Here is a 25452-nt window from a genome sequence, read left to right as displayed (position 1 = left end):
GGGTTCGCCTCGGGGGACAGGGGCACCGCCAGCCCCTGCGCGGGGGGCACCGCCAGGGCCCGGGCCTGCTCGCGCGAGCGCACCCGCTGCTCCACCACCCACAGCATGGGAGGCACACCCACCGACAGCCCGATGGACACCCAGGCAATGGTGTCGATGCCGCCCAGCGTCCCATCCGGCAGGTCCACCAGCAGCTTGGAGGACAGGAAGGCGCCCACCGCGGAGGCCATGTGCTGGGTGGCGGACTGCAGGGACATGAAGCGGGCGCGCACCGGGTTGTCCGGCACGCGGGAGGTCAGCGTGTTGTACGCCACGTTGCGCACGCCCATGGCCAGCATGAAGCCCATGAAGAGCAGCGGGATGGGCAGCCACGCCGGGTAGGACACGAAGGCCACGAAGGTGGTGACCGCGGCCAGCACCACGCCCACCGTGCCCACGCGGAAGGAGCCGTGGCGGTCCACCAGCGGCCCCGTCAACCGCAACGTGATGAAGCTTACGATGCCGCCCGCGAAGTAGATGATCCACAGCCGGTCGCGCGGATAGCCCAGGTTCTGCTGGAGGTAGGCGGAGATGTTGGGGATGACGATGAAGGCGCTCATCATCACCACCGCCGTCATCAGGTAGGACAGCTGCATGTCGGCGCGGCCCAGCAGCGCGCGCACGCTCACGGCCCGGGCCGCGCTTCCATTCGCCCCCAGGTGCCCGCGCACCGGTGGCAGCAGGAACACCGCGGCCGCCGCGACGACGAACCCCAGCGCCGCCACCACGAAGAAGGGCAGCCGCCAGCCGCCCACCTCCGCCACCTTCAGGGCGAGCGGCACGCCCAGCACGGACGCCACGGAGAAGGACGCCATCACCGCGCCCAGCGCCCGGCCCCGGCGCTCCACCGGGATGAGGTCCGCGATGATGGACATGGACAGCGCCGTCGCCGGCCCGCCGAAGAGGCCCGCGCACACCCGCGCCAGCAGCAGCGTGGACAGCCCCGTGGCAAGCCCCCCCGCCGCCGTGGCCGCCACCAGCCCCAGCATGCACACCGCCAGGGCCTTGCGCCGGTCGAAGCGGTCCAGGAAGTAGCCGCCCGCGAGCCCCGCCACGCTCGCGGCCGCGGTGTAGCTGCCGCCAATGGTGCCGATGTGCGACGACGCGATGCCCAGCCCCTTTGCGAAGTCGGGGCCCAGCGGCATCACCATCACGAAGTCGAGGATGTTGACGAACTGCACCGCGCCGATGAGCAGCACCACGGCGCGCTCGGAGACGGGGAGGGACGGGACGGCGGACTCGGCGGACATGAGGCGGGCTGCCTTCTGGAGACTGCGGGACGTCAGACGCGGAAGCGCCGCACTTCGGCGCGGAGGATCTCCGCCTGACGCGTGAGGTTGTCGATGGCTTCTTCCAGCTGGCGCACCGAGCGCGTCTGGTGCTCGGACACGCCCTTGATGGTCTCCACCGCCTTGAGCACCTGTTCGCTGCCCTTGGTCTGCTCCTTCTGGGCGCGGTTCAGGTGGGTGACCATCTCGTTGATGCTCTCGATGGAGCGGGTGATCTGCTTGCTGCCGTGCGCCTGCTCCTGGCTGGAGCGCTGCACGTGCTGCGTGAGCGTCTTCATCCGCTCCGCGCTCTTCATGATCTGCTCGCCGCCCCGGGCCTGCTCGTTGGAGGCCTGGGAGATCATCTGCACCGTGGCGGAGATGCGGTGGATGGCCGCCGTCACCTGCTTGCTGCCACGCGACTGCTCCACCGTGGCGCGGGCAATGGCCTTCACCATCTGCGTGGACTTCTGGGTGCTGTCGTTGATCTTCCGCAGCGCGCCTTCCGCCTCGCGGCCCAGCTGCACGCCCTCCTCCACGCTCTTGACGCCCTGGTTCATCACCACCACGGCGTTGCGGCTCTCCTCCTGCACGCCGCGGATGAGCTCGGCGATCTCCTTGGTGGACGCGCCGGTGCGCTCGGCCAGGTCCTTGATCTCCTCGGCCACGACGGCGAAGCCCTTGCCGTGCTCTCCCGCCTGCGCGGCGATGATGGCGGCGTTGAGGGCCAGGAGGTTCGTCTGCTCCGCCACGTCGTCGATGACGTTGAGGATGTTGCCGATCTCGGAGATGCGCCGGCCCAGGCTGTCGATGACGCCCGCGGCGGTGCGGCTGGTGTCCTTGATGCGGTCGATGCCGGACAACGTCTTGCGCAGGGCCTCCACGCCCGTCTGCGCGTCCTCGAAGACCTGCTCGGACAGGCGCGCCGTCTCGTTGGCGTTGGCGTCCACCTGGCCGATGGCCGCGTCCATCTCACTGATGGCGGACGACGTGTCCTCCGTGGAGGCGGACAGGTCCTCGATGTTCTTGGCCACCTCCTTGATGGAGTACGTCATCTCCTCGATGGCGCTGGTGGTCTCCTCCACGCTGGCGGCCATGGCCTGGACGTTCTCCGCCACCTCGTCGTTGGTGGCGGCCATCTCCATGATGGAGGAGCTGCTCTCCTCCGCGCTCTGGTAGAGGACCTCCACGTTCTCCGCGATGCCGCGCAAGGAGGCCATCATCTCCACCATGGAGGAGGACGTCTCCTCCACGCGTGACTGCACGGTGCCCGCGCCGGAGGACACGGTGGTGCCGGTGCGGTGGATCTGCTCGATGACGCCCGCCACCACGTCGGACACGCCGCGCACGCGGCCCAGCGTGTCGCGCCAGGACTGGGCCATGCGGTTGAGCGCCTCCGCGAGCTGGCCCAGTTCGTCCTTGCTGTTGCGCACCTCCGCGCGGCCGGTGAGGTCGGCCTCCGCCAGCTTGCGCGCCATGGACATCATCGCGTCCAGCGGCTGGAGGATGAACGCGTGCGAGATGAGGAACGCCACCAGCAGGAACAGCACCAGCCCCACGAGGAAGGCCAGCAGCACGGTGTGGCGCAGCGACTGGAGCACGCCTTCCAGCCGCGACGAGTCCACCACCACCATCACCTCACCCGGCGTTCCGTCCGCGAACGCCATGGGTTCGGCCACCGCCGCGTCGCCGTTGGAGAACTCCAGCCCGTTCAGCGCAGGTGGGGTCGACGCCCGGATGCGGGTCTCCAGGCCTTGCGTGAACCAGGTGGGCGGCGGCGCGGGGCTGGTGGCCCGGGGCACGCCGGCTGCGTCCACCACGGCCACGACGTTGAAGTCGGCATCCTTCCGGTAGAGCCCTTCCAGGTTGGGGACCAGCCGGGTGCTCTCCTGGGCTCCGAGCAGGCCCTTCACCTCCAGGGCCTTGTCGCGGGCGCGCAGGAGCATGCGCTCACGCAGGTGGTTCTCCACCTGGAGGGGGACGACGAAGTAGAGCGTTCCGAGGATGACGGCCAGCGCGAGGCCGAACGAACCCAGGAGGATGCCCCGGAGACCGGGTTTCTTGAGGCGACGAGCCAAGGCCCGCGCACTGTAGGGAGGGTGTGCCTCGAAGGGCAAGGACAGCGCCGGGTGGAGCCCACCCGGGCGCTGGGTTCCCGGCCCCAGGATGCGTAAGGTCGTGGGGATGACCGCGACGCTGCTGCTCACCGACCCGCTCTTCCTCCAGCACGACCCGGGCGAGGGCCACCCGGAGTCGCCTGCCCGCCTGAGGCGCATCCTCCAGCTGCTCGCCCGCACCCCCATCGCGGGCACGGTGATGGCGCAGCCCCGCTCCGCCACCGACGCGGAGCTTTCGGCGGTGCACTCCCCGGAGCTGCTGGCGGCGCTCTCCAAGCTGAGCGGCCAGCACGCGCGCATCGACGCGGACACGCAGGTGTCCCCGGACAGCGTGGACGCCGCGCGGCTGGCGGCGGGCGCGGCGGTGCAGGCGGTGGAGGCGGTGCTCGCGGGCCGGGCGATGAACGCGTTCGCGCTGGTGCGTCCGCCCGGCCACCACGCGGAGCCAGACCGGTCCATGGGCTTCTGCCTCTTCAACAACGCCGCCGTCGCCGCGGAGGCCGGACGGCGGCTGGGCGCGGAGCGCGTGCTGGTGCTGGACTGGGACGTGCACCACGGCAACGGCACGCAGGCGGCCTTCTGGGGCCGGCGCGACGTGCTCTACCAGTCCGTGCACCAGTTCCCCTACTACCCGGGCACCGGCGCCGCGCCGGAGGTGGGCCGGGGCGAGGGCCAGGGCTTCACCGTCAACTGCGGCCTGCCTGGCGGCAACACCGACGCGGACTACGGGATGATCTTCGAGGAGCTGCTGCTGCCCGTGGCCCAGGCGTACCGGCCGGAGCTCATCCTCGTCTCCGCGGGCTTCGACCCGCACCGCGACGACCCCATTGGAGGCATGGACGTCACCGAGCGCGGCTTCGCGGCGATGTGCACCGCCGTGCGCAAGCTGGCGGAGGAGGTCTGCGGCGGGAAGCTGGTGCTGCTCTTGGAGGGGGGCTACTCGCTGGAGGGGCTGTCGAACTCCGTGCACGCCTGCATTGAAGTGCTGGCGGGCCGCGACGACAGCTTCGCGGCCGGCACCGTCAACGCGGACGCGCGGCAGGCCCTGGCCGCGAGCCGTCAGGCGCTCCAGCCCTTCTGGGCGAGCGTGCGCTGACGGCCCGGCGGACCGCGGCGGGGGCTACGTCGTTCCCGGCTTCTTGCTCTTCTCGACGAGCTCCGCGGCCTTGGCCGCGATGTTGTCGAACTGGCCGCGGTACACGTCCGAGTGGCTCTTGTTCGACTTGGGATCCTTGACGTTCTGGCGGGCCCAGTAGCCATCGAAGCTGGGGTCGGCGCCCTCCAGGCGCTTGCCGAAGCGGTCCATCTCCTGGGGCCAGCCCTGGTTCTGGATGCCGTCCTTCATCACCGCATGGTGGCGCTTGATGCCGTCGTATTCGATGCGCTCCATGCTCTTGGCGAAGTTCTCACGCCGGGCGCTGAGGTCCCCGCCCACGGGCTTCTTGCCCGAGGCCGCGGCGATCTCGTTGTGGAACGTGTCCTTCGTCACCTTGTCGAACTTGGACTGCTGGGCGACGTTGGTCAGCTCGAAGGCCATGACGCTGGCGCGCTTGGGGCCCACGAGGTCCGGCCGCAGCCCGACCTGTCCCGTCCCCTTGTAGAACATGCCGCCCTGGACCTGATCCTTCGTGACGATGTTGACGGGCTTCTGCTGAGCGTTGGCGGCGTCCGTCGCGAGCGCCTGGTACTTCGGGTTCTTCAGCATCTCCTCGTGCGCCTTCTTGTCGAAGTCCGCGTGCATCGAGGGATCCGCGGGGGTCTTCTTCTTCTCCGGCGTCGGGCCCTCGGTCCGCTGCTTCTTCTGGGCCGGGCCCTCCTGCTGGGGGCGGCGGATGGAGGAGGTGAGCTCGTCGTGCTTGCGCTTCGTGGGAATCGAAGGACTCGAACCGGACCTGCCGATGCTTCGAGGCATGAAACACGCTCCTGGGGACTGCCACCGAGGGGATGGGGGAAACCAGGATAGCGCTTCTTCACGGGGAGCAAACAGCCCGGACACGCGCCGCGTGGGGCGCGCGTCCGGGCTTCACAGCCCGGTGCTGATGCTCAGTAGCAGAGGTAGTTGTCGTTCCAGGCGTGCGGATCCGCGTCCTCGAACACGCGGGTGCACAGCTTGCCCGCGATGGGGCCCGCCTGCGACCAGGAGAACTGCAGCGGGCTGTTCGTGGGCACGCAGAGGAAGTTGTCATCCCAGGTGTGCGCCGCGGGCTCGGAGCCTTCGGCGACCTGGGTGCAGCGCATGCCGCCGATGGGGCCCGCGCTGCTCCACTGGATGCCGTAGTTCACCGTCGAGCACAGGAAGTTGTCGTTCCACGCGTCGGGGTCCGCGCCCTCGTGCACCTGGACGCAGTAGCGGCCGGCGATGGCGCCCGCCTGCGACCACGCGAAGTCCGGCATCGTCTGGAGGGCCTGGCGCAGGTCGGGCAGCCGGCCGATGTTGCGCGCGTCCGCCGCCTGCGCGGTGCCCGTGTTGGCCAGGAGGCCGCGCACGTAGCGAGGGTCAAGCGCGCCCGTGCCGCGAGCACGCGCCACGCCCTGGAGGACGATGGCGGAGCCAGTGACGATAGGCGAGGCGCTGGAGGTGCCGCTGAACGTGGACGTGTAGTACTGGTCCTCGCCGTAGGCGCTGCCGAAGCGGTCGCCGTAGCCCAGCGTCACGACGGATTCACCCCAGCCGTGCACGTCCACGCGCCCGCCGAAGTTCGTCCAGCACATGGGCACGCGCGTGGTGGCGGTGCTGGCGCCCACCAGGATGGCGCCCGAGTCGCGCACGCCGCGGTTGAAGACGTTGCCGTACGCGGCATCGTCCAGGTTGGCGCTGCCGTTGCCCGCCGCCTCCACCACGGTGACGCCGTTGGCGGTGGCCGTGGCGATGGCGTCGTAGTTGGCCTGCCAGTACTCCATCGCGATGTAGTTGCACTGGCCCTGGTTGCAGGTACACGCGGTGCTGTCCGCCGGGCCCTGCGCGTGCAGCTCGATGAGGACGACGCCGCCCGCCCCCACCGCCGCCGCCGCGTTGGAGATGGCGGTGGAGGTGGCCTGCGAGCCGATGGACGACACGCCCACCGTCGCGCCGTTCGCGATGCCCGTCACGCCGTAGGCGTTGGCCACGCCCACGACTTCACCCAGCACGGCGGTGCCGTGGTTGCGCCAGCCCAGGTCGTTGAACTGCGTGCCCAGCTGCGTGAAGAAGCCCGGCATGTCCTCGTGGGTGGTGCGCCAGCCGCCCTCCACGTCCACGAAGCGGATGCCCGCGCCGTTGCCGCCGGGCAGGCCCCAGGCATAGCGCGCGTCCACGCCGCTGGGGGCCGCGTTGAGGTAGCCCTGCGCGCCGTCATACAGCGGCGTGGTGGGCGAGATGTCCGAGGCGGAGAGCAGCCCGCGAAGGACGGGCTCCATGCCGAAGTTCACCATGGCCGGCTCGGCGGGAGGCTCCGCGTAGGCCACTTCCACGCCGTCCAGCGCGTTGAGCGCGGCGACGACCTCGGCCACGCGCTCGGCGGTGGTGCCGGGCACGAGCGGCACCTCGAAGTAGAGGTTGAGGTCCGCGAGCTGGCGGCCGCTCCGGGCCTCGCCCACGACCTTGCGGGCCTCCAGCGCGGCTTCGTCTTCCGTGAAGAGGCGGCGGAGCGAGGTGGCGCGGGGCGCGCGCTCCAGCAGGGCCTGCACGGACTTCACGTCGGTGTCGAGCCGGGCCTCGGAGAGGCCGCGCCCGGCGAGCAGCGAGCGCTCGGACTCGGAGCGCTCGGCGGACAGGGAGCGCAGGGCATTGCCGCGCAGGCGCACACGGCTGCCCTCGTGGAACTTCACCACCAGGCGCTCCACGGGCGTGCCCGCGGGCAGCGCGCTCTGGAGGCGCTTGTCGGCGGCGGCGCGGGGCAGCGGCGCCTGGGGGGCGGCGAAGACCGTGGGGGCCGCGGTGCACAGCGCGAGCCCGACGAGCGCGCTGGTGAAGCGGGAAGAAAGACGCGGTGATTTCATCCGGTGTCCTCGGAGTGGGAAGTGACGTCCACGACGGAAGGCCCCGGGCCCCGTGCCCGGTTTCCGCCGTCGGAAGCGCACCCTAGATTACCCGTCTGACACGGAATTCGGTGATAACAGTCCTGAAACGTTCAGGGAGCACTCCCGGGTCGGAGCCAGGACAGGGCCTGGAGGGAGGCGAGCCAGGCCCCCGCGAGGAGCACGTGGCGCAGGTGGTTCCACTGCGACCAGCGCAGGGCGGTCTCCGCGGACGCGGGCGAATCCGGCGCGTCCATCAGGCGCACCATGGTGGGGATGAAGTACGAGAAGGTGAGGACCCGGTCCGCGAGCGCGGCCAGCGCGGCCGCGAGCCACCAGAAGCGCAGCGGGCCCGTGGCCTGCGTGGCGAAGAAGAGGCTCGCGAAGGTGAAGAGCGTCAGCGGGCCCGTGCTGACGAAGGCCCAGAAGCGCAGCCCCACGTCGTCCTGTCGTGCGCCCTCCGCGCTCCAGTGCATGCCGGTGGCGTCGAACCACCGGGGGAGGACGATGCGATGTTCGTAGAGCCCCGCGCCGAACGCGATGCCCAGGTTGAGGACGAAGAGCCACAGCAATATTCCGCCCACGGGCAGCTTCAGGTTCATCATGCGGCGGAGGATGCGCCCCGCGCGCGCGGGGGTCTTTCGCATCCTTGTGCTGTTTTTCTCAATCCTGCGGTGATTCGCATGAACTCCCGGCACGCCCTCCTCCAGCAGATTGGCGCCGACATCGTCCGCTTCCAGGATGCCTCCGCGGAGTTCGACGAGGCCGTCGGCGAGGTGCTCGCGCTGGGCCGCGCGGAGCTGGCATGTCTGGCGCAGTTGCACTTCGGGGGCCCCGCGCCGCTGAGCGCCATGGCCCGGGGAGTCGACGTGGAGCGGATGGAGCTCGCGGGCTACGTCCGGCGGGAGTCCGTCGGCGGTGGGAAGCGCCTGCTGCTCACCGAACACGCGCGCACGTGGATTGAAACCCTCTGGGGTCCCGTGCGTGAGGACGGGTTCGGACTGATGACGTCCCTGTCGGACCGGGACCTGAAGGTCATCGCCGGGTTCCTGGCCGCGACGCAGGGGGTGCAGGAGCGCCATGCGTCCCGGCTGTCGAAGCTCCTCCAGACGCCGGGCGGGCCCCAGGCGGCGAAGCGGCGGGGCGGTCTCTCGTCGGCGGCGCTCTCCCGCGTGCAGCTCTTCATCGAAGCGCACCTGGCGCGGCGGATCCGGATGGAGGAGCTCGCGCAGCGCTCGGGCCTGAGCGTCTTCTACTTCTCCCGCGCCTTCCGGCAGTCGACGGGGCAGACGCCGCATGCGTACGTGCAGCAGCGGCGGGTGGAGCGGGCGCGCGAGCTGTTGAACACCTCGACGCGCTCGCTGGGTGAGATCGCGCTGGAGGTCGGCTTCAGCTCACAGAGCCACTTCACCACGGTCTTCCGCCGGCTCACGGGGCTGACTCCCGCCGTCATCCGGCGGGCGGTGCGTTAGGCTCGGCGGTGGCGCGTGGGGTCGGGCGGGCCCTCCGCCCTTCCCTGTCGGCCTCACGGCTGCTGCGGGTCCTCCACCGACCGCGTGGGCGGAGCGAGGAAGGCCAGCGCGGTGTGACGGATCTCCCCGTTGCTGTCGTTCTGCCCGGACCAGGTGAGCAGCTCCCGGGCCAGGGGCACCTGCACGACGTTGGAGCCCAGCAGCCGCACCGCGTCCATGCGCACCGCGTCCACGGCGTCCATGCGCAGCGCCTGCCCCAGGGCGACCAGCAAGGGGGGCAGCGGCCGGAAGCTCCCGGCGAAGATGGCCGCGCGGCGCACCTCGGGGGCACCATCCTTCAGCAGGGCCTCCGCGAGGAGCTGGTCCGCCAGCGGAGACGGGATGAGGCGCATCGCCTCCAGGGCGCTCTGGCGGATGAGCGGCAGCGGGTCGCGCAGACACTCCTGGAGGAACGGCAGGATGCGCGGATCCGCGCTGTTCGCCAGCGAGCGGATCCACAGCGAGCGCGCTTCCGGCGTGGGCGCCGCGCGGGCCGCGTCCTCCAGCTCGCGCAGCAGGGCCTGCGCTTCGGTGCCCTCAGGACCGCCCGAGTGGCGCGCGACGTTGCCCAGCGCCAGGGTCGCGGTGGTGCTCAGCTCCGCGTCCTTGTCGCGCGACAGGTCCCGCAGCGCTTGCGTGCCTTCGGGCGTGGGGGACTCCGCCATGCCCAGCATGGCGGTCGCGTTGACGCGCGTGTCCCCGGGGGTCTGCGCATGGGTGGCCACCGTGGCCAGCGCCTGGAGGGCCTGCGGCGTGCTGGCCGCGGACAGCGCCCCCAGCAGCGGGCTGTAGACGTCGCGGCGCTTCTCGTCCCGGAGCAGGTCCGGCACCCGCGTCGCGCTCTCCGGTTCGAGCTGGAACAGGGCGCGCATCCGGTTCATGAGGTGCGCGGTCCGGGGCCCGGTGGGCTTGCCGTCGTTCGAAAGCGTCCGCAGCTCCTGCACGAGGTCCGACAGCTTCGCCCCCGCCACCAGCTGCTTGAGCCCCTGCTGCGGATCCGGCGGCGCGAGGACCTGGGTGGCCATCGACGAGCGCGCCAGCTGCGCGCGGCGGGCGTCCAGCGCGCCAATGAGGAACGGAACGTTCCGCGCCGCCGTGCGCTGGAGCGACACCCGGCCCTCGCCCTGAATGGGGGGCATCCCCTCCTCGAACGTCGCCGTCATCCGCTCACGCCCCTCCAGCACCTGGAGCCAGCCCTCGGGGCCCAGCGCGAGGGTGGTCTCGGAGGTCGGGGTGACGCGCATCGCGGAGCCCACGGGCTTGAGACCGTCCGCGGTGGCGAGCCGCAGGTAGCGCTCCTTCTTCTTCGTGTACTCGCGCGCCCCCGCCTGGCGCTGGTAGCGCGCGACGTACTGCCCGGTCGTGTCCAGCTCCTGCGCCTCCCACGTCTCCTGGAGGGACCCGGGCGAGACGAACTGCGTGGAGGCCGCCAGCGAGCGCAGGAGGTTCTGCGCGATGGGTCCTACGTCGCGCTCGAAGAGGATGGCCAGCGCGGCGCCCTGGCGGTTGAACGTCACGTAGAACGGGGACTGAAGCGTGGCCACCATGCGCGGTCGGCTGTCCGCGTCCAGCGCGTCCTGGCCATCCGCCTCGAAGGCGAAGGAGGTGGGCAGCACCTGGAACTGGACGTCCACCTGATCCGGACGGCGGCCCACCACCGTCTGGGTGAGCGAGCCCGTGAGGGAGAGCAGCAGGGCGGACGTGTCCTTCGCCCCGGGCGCACCGAAGGTCAGGCGCTGCTCCAGGGCGAGCGCGTAGGCGAACTGTGCCCCAGGCTCCCATTCCCGCGCGTGCTCGGGCTTCCGGGTGTCGCCCTGGGAGGGCGTGGGTGCCTGGGAGGTGGGCGGCGACGCGGTGGCGGCGGCGACCTCCGTCGCACCACGCCCGTCGTTCCGCGAGGCCACGAAGGCCCCCGCGCCCAGAAGAAGGCCAGACACGGCCACGGCCACGGGCCATCTGCGATGCATCAAGGCGACACCTCAAGAAGACAGGCTGCGAAAGGAAGAGAAGACAGCGGTGAAACCCCGGGGGCAGCGGAGCAGGCAAGGACTCCCCTGCCCCCGGGAACGCTCGATGACACGGCCTCAACGACAGACGTGCCGGGTGGGCCTAGTAGCAGTTCGGGATCATGACGATGCTCTGGCTGTCTTCGGCCGTGCCACCGCCCTGGAAGCAGCCACCGCCGCCATATCCGCCACCGCCACCGCCGCCGCCACCGCCGGTGCCGCCACCGCCCGTGGTGGTGCCGGTGTCATTGACCGCCGCCACGGCGGGACTCGCCGGGGGCGACAGCGACGCCGCGCCGCCGACAGGGCTTCCGGCGGAGCACAGGCTGGCGAACGCCGCGCCGCCGCCCGCGTTGAAGAGGGTCCAGGTGCTGTTGCTGCCCTGCAAGCTGCCGCTCCACTTGGCGATGGTCAGCGACACCGTCTTCTTGAAGATGAAGAGCTTCACCTTCACGAAGGCCTCCAGCTTGCCGCTGAGCGTCTTCAGGGTGAACCCGGACTTCAGGTCCCAGGCGAGGTCACCACAGGTGGTGAGCGCAAGCTGGGCGGACGTGGGCAGGGAGGCCTCCACGAGCGTGAGGGTTCCCTTCACGCCAGCGCTCACGACCCACACATCCGCGGCCGCCGTCGCCTCGCCGTAGATGTTGCCCGTGGCGATGGCCGACAGCTTCGCCGCGGTCGGCTTCAGGGCGGCGTTCACCGTCACCCCCGCCTTGCCATAGGCGCCTGCCTTCACCTTCACCGGGATGAAGAAGATGGTGTAGCGAATGTCCGGCGACTCGAAGAACTTCATGTCGAAGCTCTTCGACAGAAAGGTCTTGTTGTACTCCGGGATGGACCCGATGGGCTGGAACGGCACTTCCTGGGAGTAGAGCTCGGCGCCAACGACGTACAGCTTCGCGACCAGGTTGGCCTTGTTCTCGTTCTGCTTGGACGTCGCCTTGGCCGTGGCGCGGACGACGTCGAACTTGATGGAGTTGAACAGCTTCGCCCAGACCTTGCCCTCGCCGGAGGCCTCCAGCGTGTAGGCGACGGGGTCTGCCTTCAGCGACGCGTCCAGCGAATAGCCCGAGCCAAACAGCCCGCTGCCGAAGCTGTCATCCTTGTGGAACGACTTGACGAACGGCTGGGCCGTCGGGGTCGTCCCCGAGGGATTGACCTGGATGCCGCCTGGCTCGGTGGTGGTGGACGCCTGGCCATGGTCGCCCTCGTCACCGACGATCAACGGATCCGGGTCCGCAGGGTCCGTCATCCCATAGCAATAGCCAATGCAATGGGTCGTCGTCTCGTATACCAGCTCGTTGTACGCCTGCTGCACGGTCTCCGGGCTGCCGTAGAACGCGGTTCCGTCATCCAGGAGCACACGGTCATCCATCATCGGGCGCGCTTCCACGGGGGTGGACGTGCCCAGACAGACCAGTGCGCCCAGCGCGGCTGTCGTCAAAGACAGTCGTGGCATGAGTGCCTACTCTTTCTCTTCTTCGCGGGTGGGGTGTGAATCAGGAGGAAGCGAAGGTCCTTCCGGGACCTCCTTGTTCATCCTGGTTTCCTAGATGAGCAAACCTTTCCACCCAATGTCAAACAACCACACCGCGCGTGAAGAATCCGCTGTCATTTCCGGGTGACTGGGAATGCAGCCCACACACTCCGAGCAGGCGCTTGTCTGGTTGAAGCCTCGGCGTGGCGTTGGGAGTCGGAGCAGCACCGCGTCGAGCGCCTCCTCCAGGGCACGCTCGCCGCACGCGTCGAGGCAGGCGAAGTGCTGACGCTCACCCCCGACGTGCGTGAACTGCTGCTGCGCACGGCGCGCGAGGTGGCGATTCCGGAGCCCGACGCGCAGTCGGCCCTACAGAACGTGGCCACCGCGACCACGCTCCTGCGTGAGGCCCGGGCGCGGATCCGCGATGGCTCCAGGCGACTGATGGTGGCGAGGTCCGAAGTCCGACGCCTTCGGCAGGCGGGAGATACCGCCAACGCGCGGAAGGTGCTGGAGGACCTGCTCGCAGTGGAGGTGGTGCCTCTCTATCGCGAGCAGGTGGAGCTGGCGCTGGAGGACCTGGACTGACGGTCCGTCACTCAACGGCGCTTCGTTCAGGAAGCGCCGGTCGTTGTCACTCCGGGCTCACCCTCCGGACTGACGGCCTTCAATCGCGCACAGGAGCACCGCCGCGGCGATGCCCAGGCGCCGGTCCAACCGGCGCTGGGTGTCCACGGAGAAGTCGAGGTCGATCTTCTGGATGAACGGGTTGAAGTGCTGCCGGAAGGTGAGCACCCGCACGTCGCCCACGGTGCCGGTGAAGGTCTGCGGGATGAGGTTGGTGAGGAAGCGCCGCACCAGCGCCAGCAGCATGCTGTCCTCTTCAATCTTCCCGACTTCCTGGCCATCCACGTCCAGCACCAGCCACGTGTCGCGCAGGATGGAGCTCAGGGCCTTGCGGCGCAGCGCGCCCACGCGCTCGCCCGTGGCCGCGTCGGTGACGTCGTAGGTGGCGCCGAAGTCCAGGATGCTGCGGGCCTGGATGGTGAGCAGCTCCTCCTGCATGTCCTCGCCGCTGTAGATGCGCAGGTCCTCCTTCAGCTTGAAGGCCTTCATCTTCGAGTAGAAGGCGACGTTGCCCGCCTCGTCGTAGATGTGGAACGCGCCGCCGAACAGCTTGAAGAACTTCCGGCGGATCATGTAGCGGCTCTGGCCGAAACGACCGTGGGCAAGCTCGCTGCGGGAACGGGTCTGGAGGGCGTTGGACATGCGGTCTTCCCCTAGCGCGAAGCGGCCCGCGCGAACAAGGGGGCCAGGAACCGAGCGCCGACAGGGGCCGTCCAGCCCACCGCCGGGTACGCCCGTCCGCGACCCGGGAACGTCGCATGGGGCGGCAGGGGACCCCACCTTCCACGGCAGTGAAACCGCAGGGGGAGGTCCACACATGGCGAGCACCAGCAAGGTGAAACCCACGGGCAACGGCAATGGCCACGGCAAGCAGGGGAAGCGCAAACCCAACATCCTGGTCATCTGGGGCGATGACATCGGCTTCTGGAACGTCAGCGCCTACAACCAGGGGATGATGGGCTACCGCACGCCCAACATCGACCGCATCGCGAAGGAAGGCGCGTTGATGACGGACTGCTACGGCCAGCAGAGCTGCACCGCGGGCCGCGCGGCGTTCATCACGGGCATGAATCCGCTGCGAACGGGGCTCACCACCATCGGAATGCCGGGGGCGAAGTACGGCCTCCAGGACTCCGACCCCACCATCGCGGAGATGCTCAAGCCGCTGGGCTACACCTGTGGTCAGTTCGGCAAGAACCACCTGGGCGACTCCAATCCCTACCTGCCCACGGTGCACGGCTTCGACGAGTTCTTCGGCAACCTCTACCACCTGAACGCGGAGAACGAGCCGGAGTGCCCTGACTACCCGAAGGACCCGGCCTTCAAGGCGCGCTTCGGTCCGCGCGGCGTGCTGCACGCGCACGCCACGGAGCGCAACGACGTCACCGAGGATCCGCGCTGGGGGCTCGTGGGCAAGCAGCGCATCGAGGACACCGGCGCCCTCACCAAGAAACGCATGGAGACGGTGGACGGCGAGTTCCTGAAGGGCACGCTGGACTTCATGGAGCGCGCGGTGAAGGAGGGCAAGCCGTTCTTCCTCTGGCACAACACCACGCGCACCCACGTCTGGACCTATCTCCAGGAGAAGTACCGGAATGCGACGGGCCACGGCCTCTACGCGGACGCGATGCGAGAGCTGGACGACATCGTCGGGGTGCTCCTGGACAAGCTGGACGCGCTGGGCATCGCGGACAACACGCTGGTGGTGTTCTCCACCGACAACGGGGCGGAGAAGATGGGCTGGCCGGACGGCGGCAACAGCCCGTTCCGTGGCGAGAAGGGCTCGACGTGGGAGGGCGGCGTGCGCGTGCCTTGCGTGGTGCGCTGGCCGGGCGTGGTGGAGCCGGGACGCGTCATCAACGACATCTTCGCGCACGAGGACTGGATGCCCACGCTCGTCGCGGCGGCGGGCGGCCCCACCGACCTCGTCGAGAAGTGCAAGCAGGGCTACAAGGTGGGGGACAAGACCTTCAAGGTCCACCTGGACGGCTACGACATGAACGCGCTGCTGGCGGGCACGGCGCCGGGCGACCGGCACGAGTTCATCTACGTGCTCGACAGCGGCAGCCTCGCGGCGGTGCGCTACAACGACTGGAAGATCATCTTCAGCTACCAGGACGGCGAAGGCCCGGACATGTGGTTCAGCGGCAAGCGCTTCAACCCGGCGTGGCCCTACCTCATCAACCTGCGCTCGGATCCGTTCGAGTACGGACCGCACTCCGGCCTGTACACGCAATGGTATGGCGAGCGCATGTTCACGTTCGTGCCCGCGCAGATGCTGGTGAAGCAGTTCGCGGAGAGCCTCATCGAGTTCCTTCCCAGCCAGGCGCCAGGCAGCCTGAGCATCGGGCCGCTGAAGGACCGCGTGAAGCAGAAGATGATGGAAGCGCGCAAAAAGGAGAGCGAGCCGAGCGTCGGAGAGCAGGTCATGTCGCTCGCCAACGAGGTGGAGCAGCTCATCCACCGCTTCCAGCAATCCCATACGTAGCGACCGGTCCCCGGCGGGCGGTAACGGAAGTTCCCCTTCATCCTTGGGCAGGCTCGCCGCGGGAACGGGGCTGGATGGCGTTGGACAGGAGGTCCACCCACGCCCGCGGAAATAGGCTCTGATGCCCGGGCGGCGCCCCTGCTCGTCAGAGCGGGCCGCCCGGGAGGCTCGCCATGAAGTACGCGTTTCAGGGTTGCGGCGCTGGCACCGGGTCCAGGACGGCCCTGGTGCTGGGGCTCGCGCTGGTGCTCTTCACGCCTCCCGCCCGCGCGGAGGGTCCGGCGCACCGGGCGGGCGAGGTCGTCATCGAGACCGGCACCGTGATGACGCCCGAGGGTGCTCCAGTCGCGTATGAGCTTGGCACCCTGTTCGTTCCGGAGAACAGGACGTCGCCCGGCTCCCGGCTCATCGGGGTCGGGTTCGCCCGCATGAAGGCGGCGCGGCCCACCGGGGCTCCGCCCGTCTTCGTCCTGCCTGGCGGTCCCGGGCGCAGCTACCTCAACGCCTTCACGGATCGCGACGCGGCCGGACAGCGCCAACTGGCGGGACTGCTCCCCTACCGGGCCGCGGGCGACGTGGTGGTCATCGACCAGCGCGGCTATTCGAAGCGCGGTGATGTGCTGGAGCTCGCAAGTGAGGTGCAGCCGCTGGACAAGCCCCGCTCCCGGGAGGCCGACGCGGCCGCGATGATCCAACTGGCCCGGCAGGCCATCGCGGCCCATCCCGACAAGGATCTCAGCGGCTACACCATCGTCCAGTGCGCGGGCGACGTGGACGACCTGCGGCGTGCGCTCGGCTACCGCCAGATTGTTCTGTCGGGACAGAGCTTCGGCTCGCAGTGGAGCTTCGCCGTGATGCGGCTCTACCCGAAGACCGTGGCGCGGGCGCTGCTCTCCGGCGTGGAGCCGCTCGCCAACAGCTTCGACATGCCCTCGCAGACCTTCGCGGCGCTCCAGCGGATCGCCTGGGACGCCGAACATGACGCCGGCCTGGCGCCCTACCTGCCCCCGGGCGGGCTCATGGGCGCGGTGCGCGCGGTGCGTGAGCGACTGGCGAGCGGGCCCATCACCGTCGAGCTTCCCGACGGGACGACGGGCAAGGCTCGGAAGGTGGTGCTGGGGCTCGAGGACTTCCAGGGGGCGCTGCGCAGGAGCGCGAGCGACTGGCCCTCCTTCGTCCTGTCGCTGTACTACCGGCACTACGAGGACTGGGCGCGCGAGACCGTGGAGCAGCGCCACAACATCGAAGGCCCGGTGCGGCTCATCGAGCCGCTCATCGACAGCAGCCTGGGGGTGTCCGCCGACCGGGAGCACCTCTTGCGGACGGATCCAGGCACGGAGTTCCTCGGCGTGGGGGACTTCGACGCCGTCATCGCGTCCGCGGCGGTCTGGCCGACCCCGGATGTCGGCGAGGCCTTGCGGCTCGCGGAGCCCAGCCCCATCCCCGTGCTCTTCATGCACGGGGACTGGGACACGTCCACGCCCATCGAGAACACCCTGGGCATGCTGCCGTACTTTCCCAACGGCCGTGCCCTCCTGGTCCACCGCGGGGCACACCACACGCGGGCCCCCGTCTTCGAACAGCAGCCCGAGGTCCTCAAGCAGGTCCTCGCGTTCCTCAAGACCGGCGACACGCGGGGACTTGCCCTCCACGTCTCATTGCCCGTCCCCACGTTCCGGCGACCCTCGTTCGCGGCTCCAGCAAGACCTGGAGCCACCCGCGAATGAGGGCGGTGTGAAGGAAGAAACGGCGCAGCACAGGCCCTCCATGAGCCCGTGCCTCATCCAGCGTGTTCGAGCTCCCGCCATGTGCTCTCCCCGCCTGCGCTGCGCCCGGGATGAAGCTGGTGAGGAAGTGGGGGCTTCGCACACGGGGCCGGGGGTCGCAGGACAGTGTCCGCTAACGGGACCGGCCGCCTGCTCGCGCCCTACGCCCTCTTCGCGGCAGGCTTCTTCGCGCCGCGCGGCTTCGCCACGAGGTCCTTCCACAGCCCCGCGTACTTCTTGCGGTACTTCGGATCCTCTTCCGTCTCGATGAGCTTCAGCGCGAGCTCCTTCAGGGACTCGTCCGGCGCCACGTCGTAGGTCTTCCGGAAGACCTCCAGGATGTCGTAGCGGATCAGCGTCCCGTTCTTCTCGGTGAGGCACTCCCGGAAGCGCCGGGTCAGCCGGTCCACCACCGCGGCCTGCAGCGGCTTGCTGGCGGTCGCCACCCTCCAGAGCGTCTGGAGCGAGTGCCGGGCCGTGACGAACTTCTCGTCCTTCGTCACGGCCATGAGCCGGTCCAGGTCCTTCAGCATCCGCCCCTGCGTGTCGCTCCTGGCCAGGTTGCTGAGCACCTGCGCCGCGATGGCGCGCTGGTGGTTGTCACCCTCCCGCAGGAGCGCCAGCAAGTCCTCCCAGACCTCGGCGGCCCACTCCACCGGCTGCTGCGTCACCTCCATGACGTGCCGGAAGGATGCGTACCGGACGTCCGCGTCCTGCCCACGAAGGTTCGCGAAGTGACGGCTCGTGTTCGGATCCATGCCCCGGCATTCTACCCGTCCCATGACCGTCTCCCCACCCCGTGATGCCCAGGACGCCGCTCCCCCCAGGAAGCGGTGGAGGCGCGCGGCGCTGTGGACCGTGGCGGCGTTCATCGTCCTGGAAGTGCTCCTCAACGTGGCGCTCAACGTCGGCGTCGTCCAGGCCATCATGCGGCGCGGGACGGACCGCATCGTGCTCGGGTGGGAGCGGGCCTGGTGGCTGTGGCCCGTGGGCCGGCTCCACCTGCGCGACTTCACCCTCACCAAGCAGGACCCGGACCTCTGGTGGAAGGTGGAGGTGGAGGCGCTGTCGGCCAACATCTCGCTGACCGCCCTGCTGAGCAACCACGTCGACGTGCAGGGCATCGACGGACACGGCGCGAGCTTCCAGTTGGAGCCGTCCTCCGCGCCCGAGGAGCCGCCCTCTGCGCCGGGCACGCGCCCCTGGGAGATTGAACTGGTGGACGTGACGCTGCACGAGGTCCGGGTGCTGGACTTCAGCCGGGTCCGCTTCGCCGGGGCGCTGGACGTCACGGGCACGCTGCACCTCACCTCGCGGGAGCGGCTCCTCGTGGACCTCCCGTCGGTGCGGGTGGCGCAGGGGTTCCTGGAGGTCGACGGGAAGAAGGTCGCGCGGCTGGAGACCCTGACCGCGCGCGCCCTGCTCGACGCCCCCTTCCGCGACGGGGAGGGCTACGACCTGTCGCAGGCCATCGGCGGCCAGGCGCAGGCGAAGGTGGAGCTGTTCCCGCTGGACTGGGTGAACGAGCAGCTGGGCGCGAGCGCGCCCGTGTCCCTTCGCGGCGGCGCCGGCCGGCTGGACCTGGACGTGCGCATGCAGAAGAGCGAACTGGAGGCTGGCAGCAGGCTGGACGCCCAGGGCTCGGAGCTGGACCTGCGCGCGGGTCCCATGCGCGCGCGGGCCCCGTGGACCCTCCAGGCCTCGATGGAGCCGGAGCGTCCGGAAGAGCCCTCGGGGCGGATGGAGGTGACCTTCGCGCCCGTGCGCGTGTCCGGCCCTGGCGGCAAGGGCGTGGAGGTGCCGGAGGTGGCCCTCTCCGTCCTCGCGCGGCGGCGCCCGGGGGGCCGGGGGTTCGACCTGGAGCCGGACCTGCGCGTGGCGAAGAGCCAGCCCCTGGACCTGCGGGTCATCAACCCCTGGCTGGAGAAGACGCTCGAAATCGACTCCGGCCACGCGACGGTGCAGAGCGAGGAGCGGCCGAAGGGCGCGAAGGCCCGGGGCGCGCTGCGCCTTCGCATGGACACCGACCTCGTCTCCGGGAGCATGGGCAAGAACAAGGTCCTGCTGCGCGCGGAGGTGGAGGTGGATGCCCGCCACCTGTCGACGGACCTGACGGAGCTGGGGCTCGCCGGGACGACGCTGCGGCTGAGCAAGGTGTCCTCGAACGGCCCGGTGCCCATCCGCGCCTGGAGCGGCGTCTTCAGCCTGCCCCGCGCCAGCCTGTCCCTGTCCCCCACGGTGCTGTCGGCGCGCTTCTCAAGCCAGCTCACCGACACGCAGCCCCTGGTCGCGCTGCTCACGACGTCCAAGGGGCTGCCCTCCTTCCTCACCTCCCTGCTCAACATCCGCGAGGTGGAGGTGACGGGCCAGGTGCGCATCGACGAGCGCGGGCTCCAGGTGCGCGAGCTGAAGGCGAAGGGCCAGGGCTTCTCGCTGGAGGGCCACCTGGACCTCGTCCGGGGCGACATGACGGGCGCGCTGCTGACGACCATCGGGGCGGTGACGGGCGGAGTGGAGCTGCGGCCCGGCCACCACGACCTGCACCTCGTGGACGCGAGGAAGTGGTTCGAGGGGCAGCCGGCGCCGCCCTTCCGCTAGGCCCGCTCAGGACGGATGGGGGGACAGCCCGCCGCGCGCCACGTACGGCGCCACCGCGCGCAGGAGGACGTCCAGGTCCACCGGCTTCTGGAGGAAGCCCTCCACGCCCAGGGCCCTCATGGCCTGGCAGTCCACGGCCTGCGCGTACAGGACGATGACCGGGATGGAAGCGAGCGCCGGGTCCGCCCGCTGCCGTTCGCGGAAGGCCCAGGCGTCCAGGCGGGGCATCCTCAGGTCCAGCAGGATGAGCGCCGGGCGCAGGCCCTGTCGCAGCAGGTTCAGGGCGTCGTATCCGTCGCGCGCCAGCACGACCGAGTGCCCATCCACCTCCAGCGCATCCTTGTAGGCCCGCAGCAGGTCCAGGTCGTCGTCCACCACGAGGATGTTGTTCGACCAGGGCATGGGCCACCGCTCCTGAAATCCCGCTCCTGAAGCCTCGAAGGTGACAACGCGCCGGGCAGCCCGCCTCGTTCCCCGGTGCAGGGGCGGGGTTTTGCGTGCCCTCCGACGCGCAACCGTGCGACAAGACGGGCGCTGCGAGACTCCTGGAGGACGGCATGGCGGAGATGACCTACCGGACGGCGCTGGTGACGGGCGCTTCGAGCGGGCTGGGACGGGGACTGGCGCTGTGGCTGGCGAAGCACGGCCTGCGCGTGTTCGCGACCGGACGGCGGCTGTCCCAACTGCAGGCCCTGACCGCGGAGGCCCAGGCCGCGGGCGCCGTGGTGGAGCCCGTCGTCATGGACGTCAACCACGCGGAGGCCTCGCAGGAGCGCATCCGCGCCATCGACGCGGAGTGCGGCGGCCTGGACCTGGTGGTGGCCAACGCGGGCATCGGCGGCCCCACGCACGGCAAGCGCATGGACTGGGAGAAGACGCGCGCCATCATCGACACCAACGTCACCGGCGCCGCCGCCACGCTGTGCGCGGTGCTGCCCCAGATGGTGGAGCGCCGCCGGGGCCACGTGGTGGGCATCTCAAGCCTCGCGGGCCTCCGGGGGCTCGCGGGCCATGCGGCCTACTCCGCGTCCAAGGCCTTCCTCGCCACCTTCCTGGAGAGCCTGCGCGTGGACCTGAAGGGCACCGGCGTCTCCGTCACCTGCGTCTACCCGGGCTTCGTGAAGAGCGAACTGACGGCGAAGAACCGCTTCCCCATGCCCTTCCTCATGGAGACCGAGGACGCGGTGGAGCGCATGGGCCGCGCCATCTTCGCGGGCGCGACGGAGGTGAGCTTCCCCTGGCAGCTCTCCACGTCCATGCGCGTGCTGAAGGCGATGCCCAACCCGCTCTTCGACGCCACCGCGCGCCGGCTGAAGTGAAGGAGCCTCCCGTGACGACGACGCCCGCCTCCTTCGCGCAGCGCTTCCAGGCGCTCGCCGACACACGGTCCCCCTTCTGCCTGGGCCTGGACCCTTCGCGCGACGTGCTCGCCCGCTGGAACCTGCCGGACACCGTGCAGGGCCTGTCCGACTTCTGCGAGCGCCTGGCCGACGCGGCGGGTGAGCGCCTGGCGGTGGTGAAGCCGCAGAGCGCCTTCTTCGAGCGGCACGGCCCCGAAGGCCTCGTCGTGCTCCAGCGCGTGCTCCAGCGCTTCCGCGCCGCGGGAACCCTCACGCTCCTGGACGTGAAGCGCGGCGACATCGGCTCCACCATGGACGCCTACGCGGAAGGCCTCTTCGGAAAGGGCAGCGCCTGGGACGTGGACGCCGCCACCTTCACCGCGTACCTGGGCCTGGGCGCGCTCGCGAAGACGGTGGAGCGCGCGAGGGCCCACGGCGCCTGCGCCTTCGTCGTCGTGCGCTCGTCCAACCCGGAGGGCGCGCCCCTGCAGAACGCCGCGGGCAGCGACGGCCGCACCGTGGCCCAGGCGGTGGCGGACGGCCTGCGGGAGCTCAACCAGAAGGCGGGCCCCGGCGTGCTGCCCGCGGGCGCGGTGATGGGCGCCACGCTGCCCCCGGCCGACCGCGACGTGGTGGAGCGGCTGGGGGACGCGCTGCTGCTGACGCCGGGCATCGGCTCGCAGGGCGCGGGCTTCTCCGACTTGCCGAAGCTCTTCTCCGGCCGCGAGCGGCAGGTGCTGCCCACCGCCGCGCGCTCGGTGCTGGAGGCGGGGCCGGACAAGGCCGCGCTCCAGCAGGCCCTGGAAGCACATCAGGCGCCCTCGCGCGTGTTCCGCGAAGGCGCCTGACAATGCTGCGGTGGATGCGGCGCGCGGGCTACTGCGCGCCCATCATGAACTGATCCACGCCGACCTGGTTCTTGTCGGGCACGGCCTCCTTCGGCTCGGTGCCCTTCTTGAAGAACATCAGCTCCGCGCCCTTCGCGCCCGGGTGGCTGACCTTGCCCGTCTTCTTGTCGATGTAGAGCCGGACCAGCTCCATCGACTGCCAGGGGTAGAACTCCGGCTGCGGCCGGCCCTCCAGCGCGCGCTTCATGTAGTTGAGCCAGATGGGGAGCGCCGCGCGGCCGCCCGTCTCGTAGCGGCCCAGCGGGTGCGGGTTCAAGTCATAGCCCACCCACGCCACCGTCACGAGGTCCTTGGTGTACGCGGAGAACCACGCGTCGAAGGAGTCGTTGGTGGTGCCCGTCTTGCCCGCTGCGGGCTTGCCCAGCTTCTGCGCCGGGCCACCGGTGCCCTGGAGCACCACGCCGCGCAGCAGGTGCGTGAGGATGAAGCCCGTCTCCGCGCTCATCACCTGCTCGCCCGGCTCGAAGAGGCGCGCGTAGCCCGCGGCCACGCGGTCCTGGAGCGGCGCCCACGCGTCGTCGAACGCGGTGTGGTCCTCCAGCGTGCGGCCGAAGCGGTCCTCCACCTTGCGGATGAAGTACGTGGGCTTCTTGCGGCCGTAGCGGTTGAAGGTCGCGTACGCGTTCGCCAGGTCCAGCGGGTACACGCACGACGAGCCCAGCGCCGCGGAGAAGTCCATGTTCATGGGCGTGGTGAGGCCCAGCTTCTTCGCCCAGTCGGACATGTTGTGCACGCCCACCGCGCCGAAGGTCTTCACCGCGGGGATGTTCATGGAGTTCACCAGCGCCGTGCGCAGGAGCACGTCACCCACGAACTCCTCGCTGTAGTTGGCCGGCTTCCACGACACCTTGTTGTCCGGGTCGTGCTCCACGATGGGCGAGTCCACGATGATGGTGGCCTCCGTCCAGCCCAGCTGCTCCAGCGCCGCCGAGTACACGAACGGCTTGAAGGAGCTGCCCGGCTGGCGGCACGCCTGGAACGCGCGGTTGAATTCGTTGTCGTCGAAGTCGTAGCCGCCCACCATCGCCGTCAGGTACTGGCGATGCGGGTCGATGGAGACGAGCGCGCTCTGCGCCTCCGGCGTCTGCTCCAGCCGGAACAGCTTCACGCTCTCTTCCGGGATGTCCTCCGCGAGCTTCTTGTCCCACTGCTCGCGGTCGTCGGTGAGTTCCTTCTTGATCACATGGCGCACGACGACGACGTCGCCCACCGCCACGGCCTTCTTCACCGAGGTGATCATCATCGCCGGGTAGTAGCCCTCCGGGTTCACCTTGCGCGCCCAGCGCATGCCCAACAGCGGCAGCCGGCCCTGGTGCGGCCCCACCTGCACGTCCGCGCCCTTGCCGTCGTCGTCGAGGCGGGTGACGAGCGCCACGTAGAGCCGGTTGTCGACGAGCTCCTCCTTGCCCATCGCCTTCTTCGCCCTGTCGAGGAACGCCTTGCGCTCCCCTTCCGTGGCCAGCTGCTGCACCGGACCGCGCCAGCCCTGGCGCTTGTCCACGGACATCAGGCCGTCCAGCACCGAGTCCTGCGCCGCGCGCTGCCGCTCGCTGTCCATGGTGGTGAAGACCTTGAGGCCCTCCTTGAGCAGCACGGGGTTGCCGTACCGGTCCACCACGTCCTTGCGCACCTGCTCCACGAAGTACGGGGCGAACTCGTGGAAGACGTCCTCCACCGGGTACACCTTCACGGGCTCCGCGTTGGCCGTGTCGTGTTCGGTCTGGGAGATCATGCCCTCGGTCAGCATGCGCCCCAGCACGTAGCTGCGGCGGCGCTTCGCGGACTCCGGCCGCAGGAACGGCGAGTAGCGGCTGGGCGCCTGGGGCAGGCCCGCGATGAGCGTCATCTCCCCCAGCGTCAGGTCGCGCACGTCCTTGCGGTAGTAGTTCTCCGCCGCGCTCTGGACGCCGTAGCTGTGGTGCCCGAGGAAGACGTTGTTCAGGTAGAGGTAGAGGATCTCCTCCTTCGTCAGCGCCTGCTCCAGCCGGAAGGCGAGGATGGCCTCGCGGATCTTCCGCTTGGGCGTCTTCGCGGTGGCCTCCTTGTAGCCCTCCGCGGAGATGAGGACCGCCTTCGCGGTCTGCTGCGTGAGCGTGGAGCCGCCCTGCACGCCGCCGCCGCGCAGGCCAAGCTTCGTCAGCACCGTCTTGGACACGGCGCGCGTGGTGCCCAGCACGTCCACGCCGAAGTGGTCGAAGAAGCTGGAGTCCTCGCTGGCGATGAACGCCTGCACGAGCCGCTTGGGGATGCGCTCGTAGGGCACCACCTTGCGCCGCTCGTTGTAGAACTCGCCGGCGAGCACCGCGTCGTCGGTGTAGACCTCCGTGACGATGGGCGGCCAGTACTCGTCCACCTTCGGGATGGCGGGCAGCCCGTCGGAGAAGATGTAGTAGGCGCCCACGACGGCGAGCACCGCCGCGGTGGCGCCCATCAGGCCCAGCACGGCGAAGAGCTTCATCAAGCGCACGAGGATGTTGCGCTTGGGCGGAACGCCGTCGAGCACCAGCTTGGAGCGGCTGCGGTCAGTCGTCTTCGGGTCGGACATGCGTGTTCTGTCGAGTCCTGGGCTCAAGGCTTAGAGGAGCGCCGCCCGCTTCAGCACATCCATCAGCTCTGGCGGGAGCGGCGTCTCCACGGCGACCTTCCTGCCATCTTCGGGGTGCGGAAATTCGATGCGCTCGGCGTGCAGGAACAGACGTTTGAGCCCCCACCGCGCCCGCACGTCGCGGTTGAGGGCGAAGTCGCCGTACTTCTTGTCACCCACCACCGGGTGACCCACGGCGACCAGGTGCCTTCTTATCTGATGCGTGCGCCCGGTCTCGATGGTGCAGGAGAGGAGGGCTGCCTCGCTCGACTGGCGCACGACCTTCCACCGGGTGACGGCCTCCTGCATGTTCACTCCCCGACGCGACTTGGACTCGGCCGTCTGCTGGTGCTCGGCGAGCGGCAGGTCGATGACGCCCGAATCCTTGGGCATCTTCCCCTTCACCAGGGTGAGGTAGCGCTTCTTCGGGTGGCCGTGGGTGAAGATTTCCGTGAAATGCACCATCGCCGGGCGGCGCTTGGCCACCAGGATGACGCCGGAGGTCTCCCGGTCCAGGCGGTGGGCGGGGGAGGCGGTGAAGTCGTTGCGGGTCGCCTTGGGGCCCAGGTAGGCGCGCACGTAGTCCACCAGGGTGCCTCCGGTGATGCCGCTGCCGGTGTGGACGGCCATGCCGCTGGGCTTGTCCACGGCCATCATCCAGTCGTCCTCCAGGAGGATGACCAGCTGGCTGGGGTCCACGGGGGGCGGCGGGGGCTTGGGACGGTCC

At 69.9% G+C, this 25452-nt stretch carries 20 protein-coding genes; 8 read left to right on the top strand and 12 right to left on the bottom strand.

Annotated elements, in window-relative coordinates; all coding sequences use genetic code 11:
* The coding region (locus D7V93_RS09045; RefSeq protein ID WP_147451095.1) for an MFS transporter at nt 1–1289 on the bottom strand (1289 nt) is incomplete at its 3' end.
* A 32-nt stretch (nt 1290–1321) separates the two neighbouring features.
* On the bottom strand, nt 1322–3385 hold the full coding sequence (locus tag D7V93_RS09040) for a methyl-accepting chemotaxis protein (protein WP_120643004.1): 2064 nt from the start codon (nt 3383–3385) through the stop codon (nt 1322–1324).
* A 106-nt stretch (nt 3386–3491) separates the two neighbouring features.
* On the opposite strand from D7V93_RS09040, the gene D7V93_RS09035 reads away from it, so the two are divergent.
* Nucleotides 3492–4520: a histone deacetylase family protein gene (locus D7V93_RS09035; protein ID WP_208722959.1), complete on the top strand. Its 1029-nt coding sequence runs from the start codon at nt 3492–3494 to the stop codon at nt 4518–4520.
* 24 nt (nt 4521–4544) lie between these two features.
* On the opposite strand, the gene D7V93_RS09030 is transcribed toward D7V93_RS09035, so the two are convergent.
* From D7V93_RS09030 to D7V93_RS09020, 3 genes are all read right to left on the bottom strand, one after another.
* Nucleotides 4545–5336: a hypothetical protein gene (locus tag D7V93_RS09030; protein WP_120643002.1), complete on the bottom strand. Its 792-nt coding sequence runs from the start codon at nt 5334–5336 to the stop codon at nt 4545–4547.
* 131 nt (nt 5337–5467) lie between these two features.
* Complete coding sequence (locus D7V93_RS09025; RefSeq protein WP_120643001.1) at nt 5468–7402, bottom strand: S8 family peptidase; 1935 nt, start codon at nt 7400–7402, stop codon at nt 5468–5470.
* A 131-nt stretch (nt 7403–7533) separates the two neighbouring features.
* Nucleotides 7534–8067 carry a DUF1772 domain-containing protein gene (locus D7V93_RS09020; protein WP_244237193.1) on the bottom strand — a complete coding sequence of 178 codons (534 nt, stop codon included), beginning with the start codon at nt 8065–8067 and terminating at the stop codon, nt 7534–7536.
* 36 nt (nt 8068–8103) lie between these two features.
* On the opposite strand from D7V93_RS09020, the gene D7V93_RS09015 reads away from it, so the two are divergent.
* Nucleotides 8104–8892 (top strand): helix-turn-helix domain-containing protein, encoded by a 789-nt coding sequence (locus tag D7V93_RS09015; protein ID WP_120643000.1) that lies wholly within the window; start codon nt 8104–8106, stop codon nt 8890–8892.
* A 53-nt stretch (nt 8893–8945) separates the two neighbouring features.
* On the opposite strand, the gene D7V93_RS09010 is transcribed toward D7V93_RS09015, so the two are convergent.
* Nucleotides 8946–10898, bottom strand: a complete 1953-nt coding sequence (locus D7V93_RS09010; RefSeq protein ID WP_244237192.1) for a HEAT repeat domain-containing protein — start codon at nt 10896–10898, stop codon at nt 8946–8948.
* A gap of 142 nt (nt 10899–11040) precedes the next feature.
* Complete coding sequence (locus D7V93_RS46050; protein WP_147451094.1) at nt 11041–12396, bottom strand: hypothetical protein; 1356 nt, start codon at nt 12394–12396, stop codon at nt 11041–11043.
* A gap of 162 nt (nt 12397–12558) precedes the next feature.
* On the opposite strand from D7V93_RS46050, the gene D7V93_RS09000 reads away from it, so the two are divergent.
* Nucleotides 12559–13002, top strand: a complete 444-nt coding sequence (locus D7V93_RS09000) for a DUSAM domain-containing protein (RefSeq protein ID WP_341870919.1) — start codon at nt 12559–12561, stop codon at nt 13000–13002.
* A 57-nt stretch (nt 13003–13059) separates the two neighbouring features.
* Here the strand turns inward: D7V93_RS09000 and D7V93_RS08995 are convergent, their stop codons facing one another.
* Nucleotides 13060–13683 (bottom strand): LURP-one-related family protein, encoded by a 624-nt coding sequence (locus D7V93_RS08995; RefSeq protein ID WP_120642997.1) that lies wholly within the window; start codon nt 13681–13683, stop codon nt 13060–13062.
* A gap of 175 nt (nt 13684–13858) precedes the next feature.
* Here D7V93_RS08995 and D7V93_RS08990 point away from each other — a divergent pair, with 175 nt between their 5' ends.
* Nucleotides 13859–15529 carry an arylsulfatase gene (locus D7V93_RS08990; RefSeq protein ID WP_120642996.1) on the top strand — a complete coding sequence of 557 codons (1671 nt, stop codon included), beginning with the start codon at nt 13859–13861 and terminating at the stop codon, nt 15527–15529.
* Nucleotides 15530–15702: 173 nt separating this feature from the next.
* A complete protein-coding gene (locus D7V93_RS08985) occupies nt 15703–17256 on the top strand; it encodes an alpha/beta hydrolase (protein WP_120642995.1) in 1554 nt (517 codons plus the stop codon).
* 200 nt (nt 17257–17456) lie between these two features.
* Here D7V93_RS08985 and D7V93_RS08980 read toward each other — a convergent pair whose 3' ends face one another.
* Entirely contained in the window at nt 17457–18053 is a 597-nt protein-coding gene (locus D7V93_RS08980; RefSeq protein ID WP_120642994.1) for a hypothetical protein, read from the bottom strand.
* A 100-nt stretch (nt 18054–18153) separates the two neighbouring features.
* On the opposite strand from D7V93_RS08980, the gene D7V93_RS08975 reads away from it, so the two are divergent.
* The gene (locus D7V93_RS08975; protein WP_244237190.1) at nt 18154–19893 is read left to right on the top strand and encodes a translocation/assembly module TamB domain-containing protein; all 1740 of its coding nucleotides are present in this window, start codon (nt 18154–18156) and stop codon (nt 19891–19893) included.
* Nucleotides 19894–19899: 6 nt separating this feature from the next.
* Here the strand turns inward: D7V93_RS08975 and D7V93_RS08970 are convergent, their stop codons facing one another.
* Entirely contained in the window at nt 19900–20295 is a 396-nt protein-coding gene (locus D7V93_RS08970; RefSeq protein ID WP_120642992.1) for a response regulator, read from the bottom strand.
* A 155-nt stretch (nt 20296–20450) separates the two neighbouring features.
* On the opposite strand from D7V93_RS08970, the gene D7V93_RS08965 reads away from it, so the two are divergent.
* Nucleotides 20451–21212 carry an SDR family NAD(P)-dependent oxidoreductase gene (locus D7V93_RS08965; protein ID WP_120642991.1) on the top strand — a complete coding sequence of 254 codons (762 nt, stop codon included), beginning with the start codon at nt 20451–20453 and terminating at the stop codon, nt 21210–21212.
* 11 nt (nt 21213–21223) lie between these two features.
* Nucleotides 21224–22081: an orotidine-5'-phosphate decarboxylase gene (gene pyrF, locus D7V93_RS08960; protein ID WP_120642990.1), complete on the top strand. Its 858-nt coding sequence runs from the start codon at nt 21224–21226 to the stop codon at nt 22079–22081.
* 28 nt (nt 22082–22109) lie between these two features.
* On the opposite strand, the gene D7V93_RS08955 is transcribed toward pyrF, so the two are convergent.
* Both D7V93_RS08955 and D7V93_RS08950 read right to left on the bottom strand, forming a co-directional pair.
* A complete protein-coding gene (locus tag D7V93_RS08955; RefSeq protein ID WP_120642989.1) occupies nt 22110–24686 on the bottom strand; it encodes a penicillin-binding protein 1A in 2577 nt (858 codons plus the stop codon).
* 30 nt (nt 24687–24716) lie between these two features.
* The coding region (locus D7V93_RS08950; protein WP_147451093.1) for an RluA family pseudouridine synthase at nt 24717–25452 on the bottom strand (736 nt) is incomplete at its 5' end.

The sequence above is a fragment of the Corallococcus llansteffanensis genome (assembly GCF_003612055.1).
Lineage (GTDB): Bacteria > Myxococcota > Myxococcia > Myxococcales > Myxococcaceae > Corallococcus > Corallococcus llansteffanensis.
This window is presented reverse-complemented; position numbering and strand designations above follow the sequence as displayed.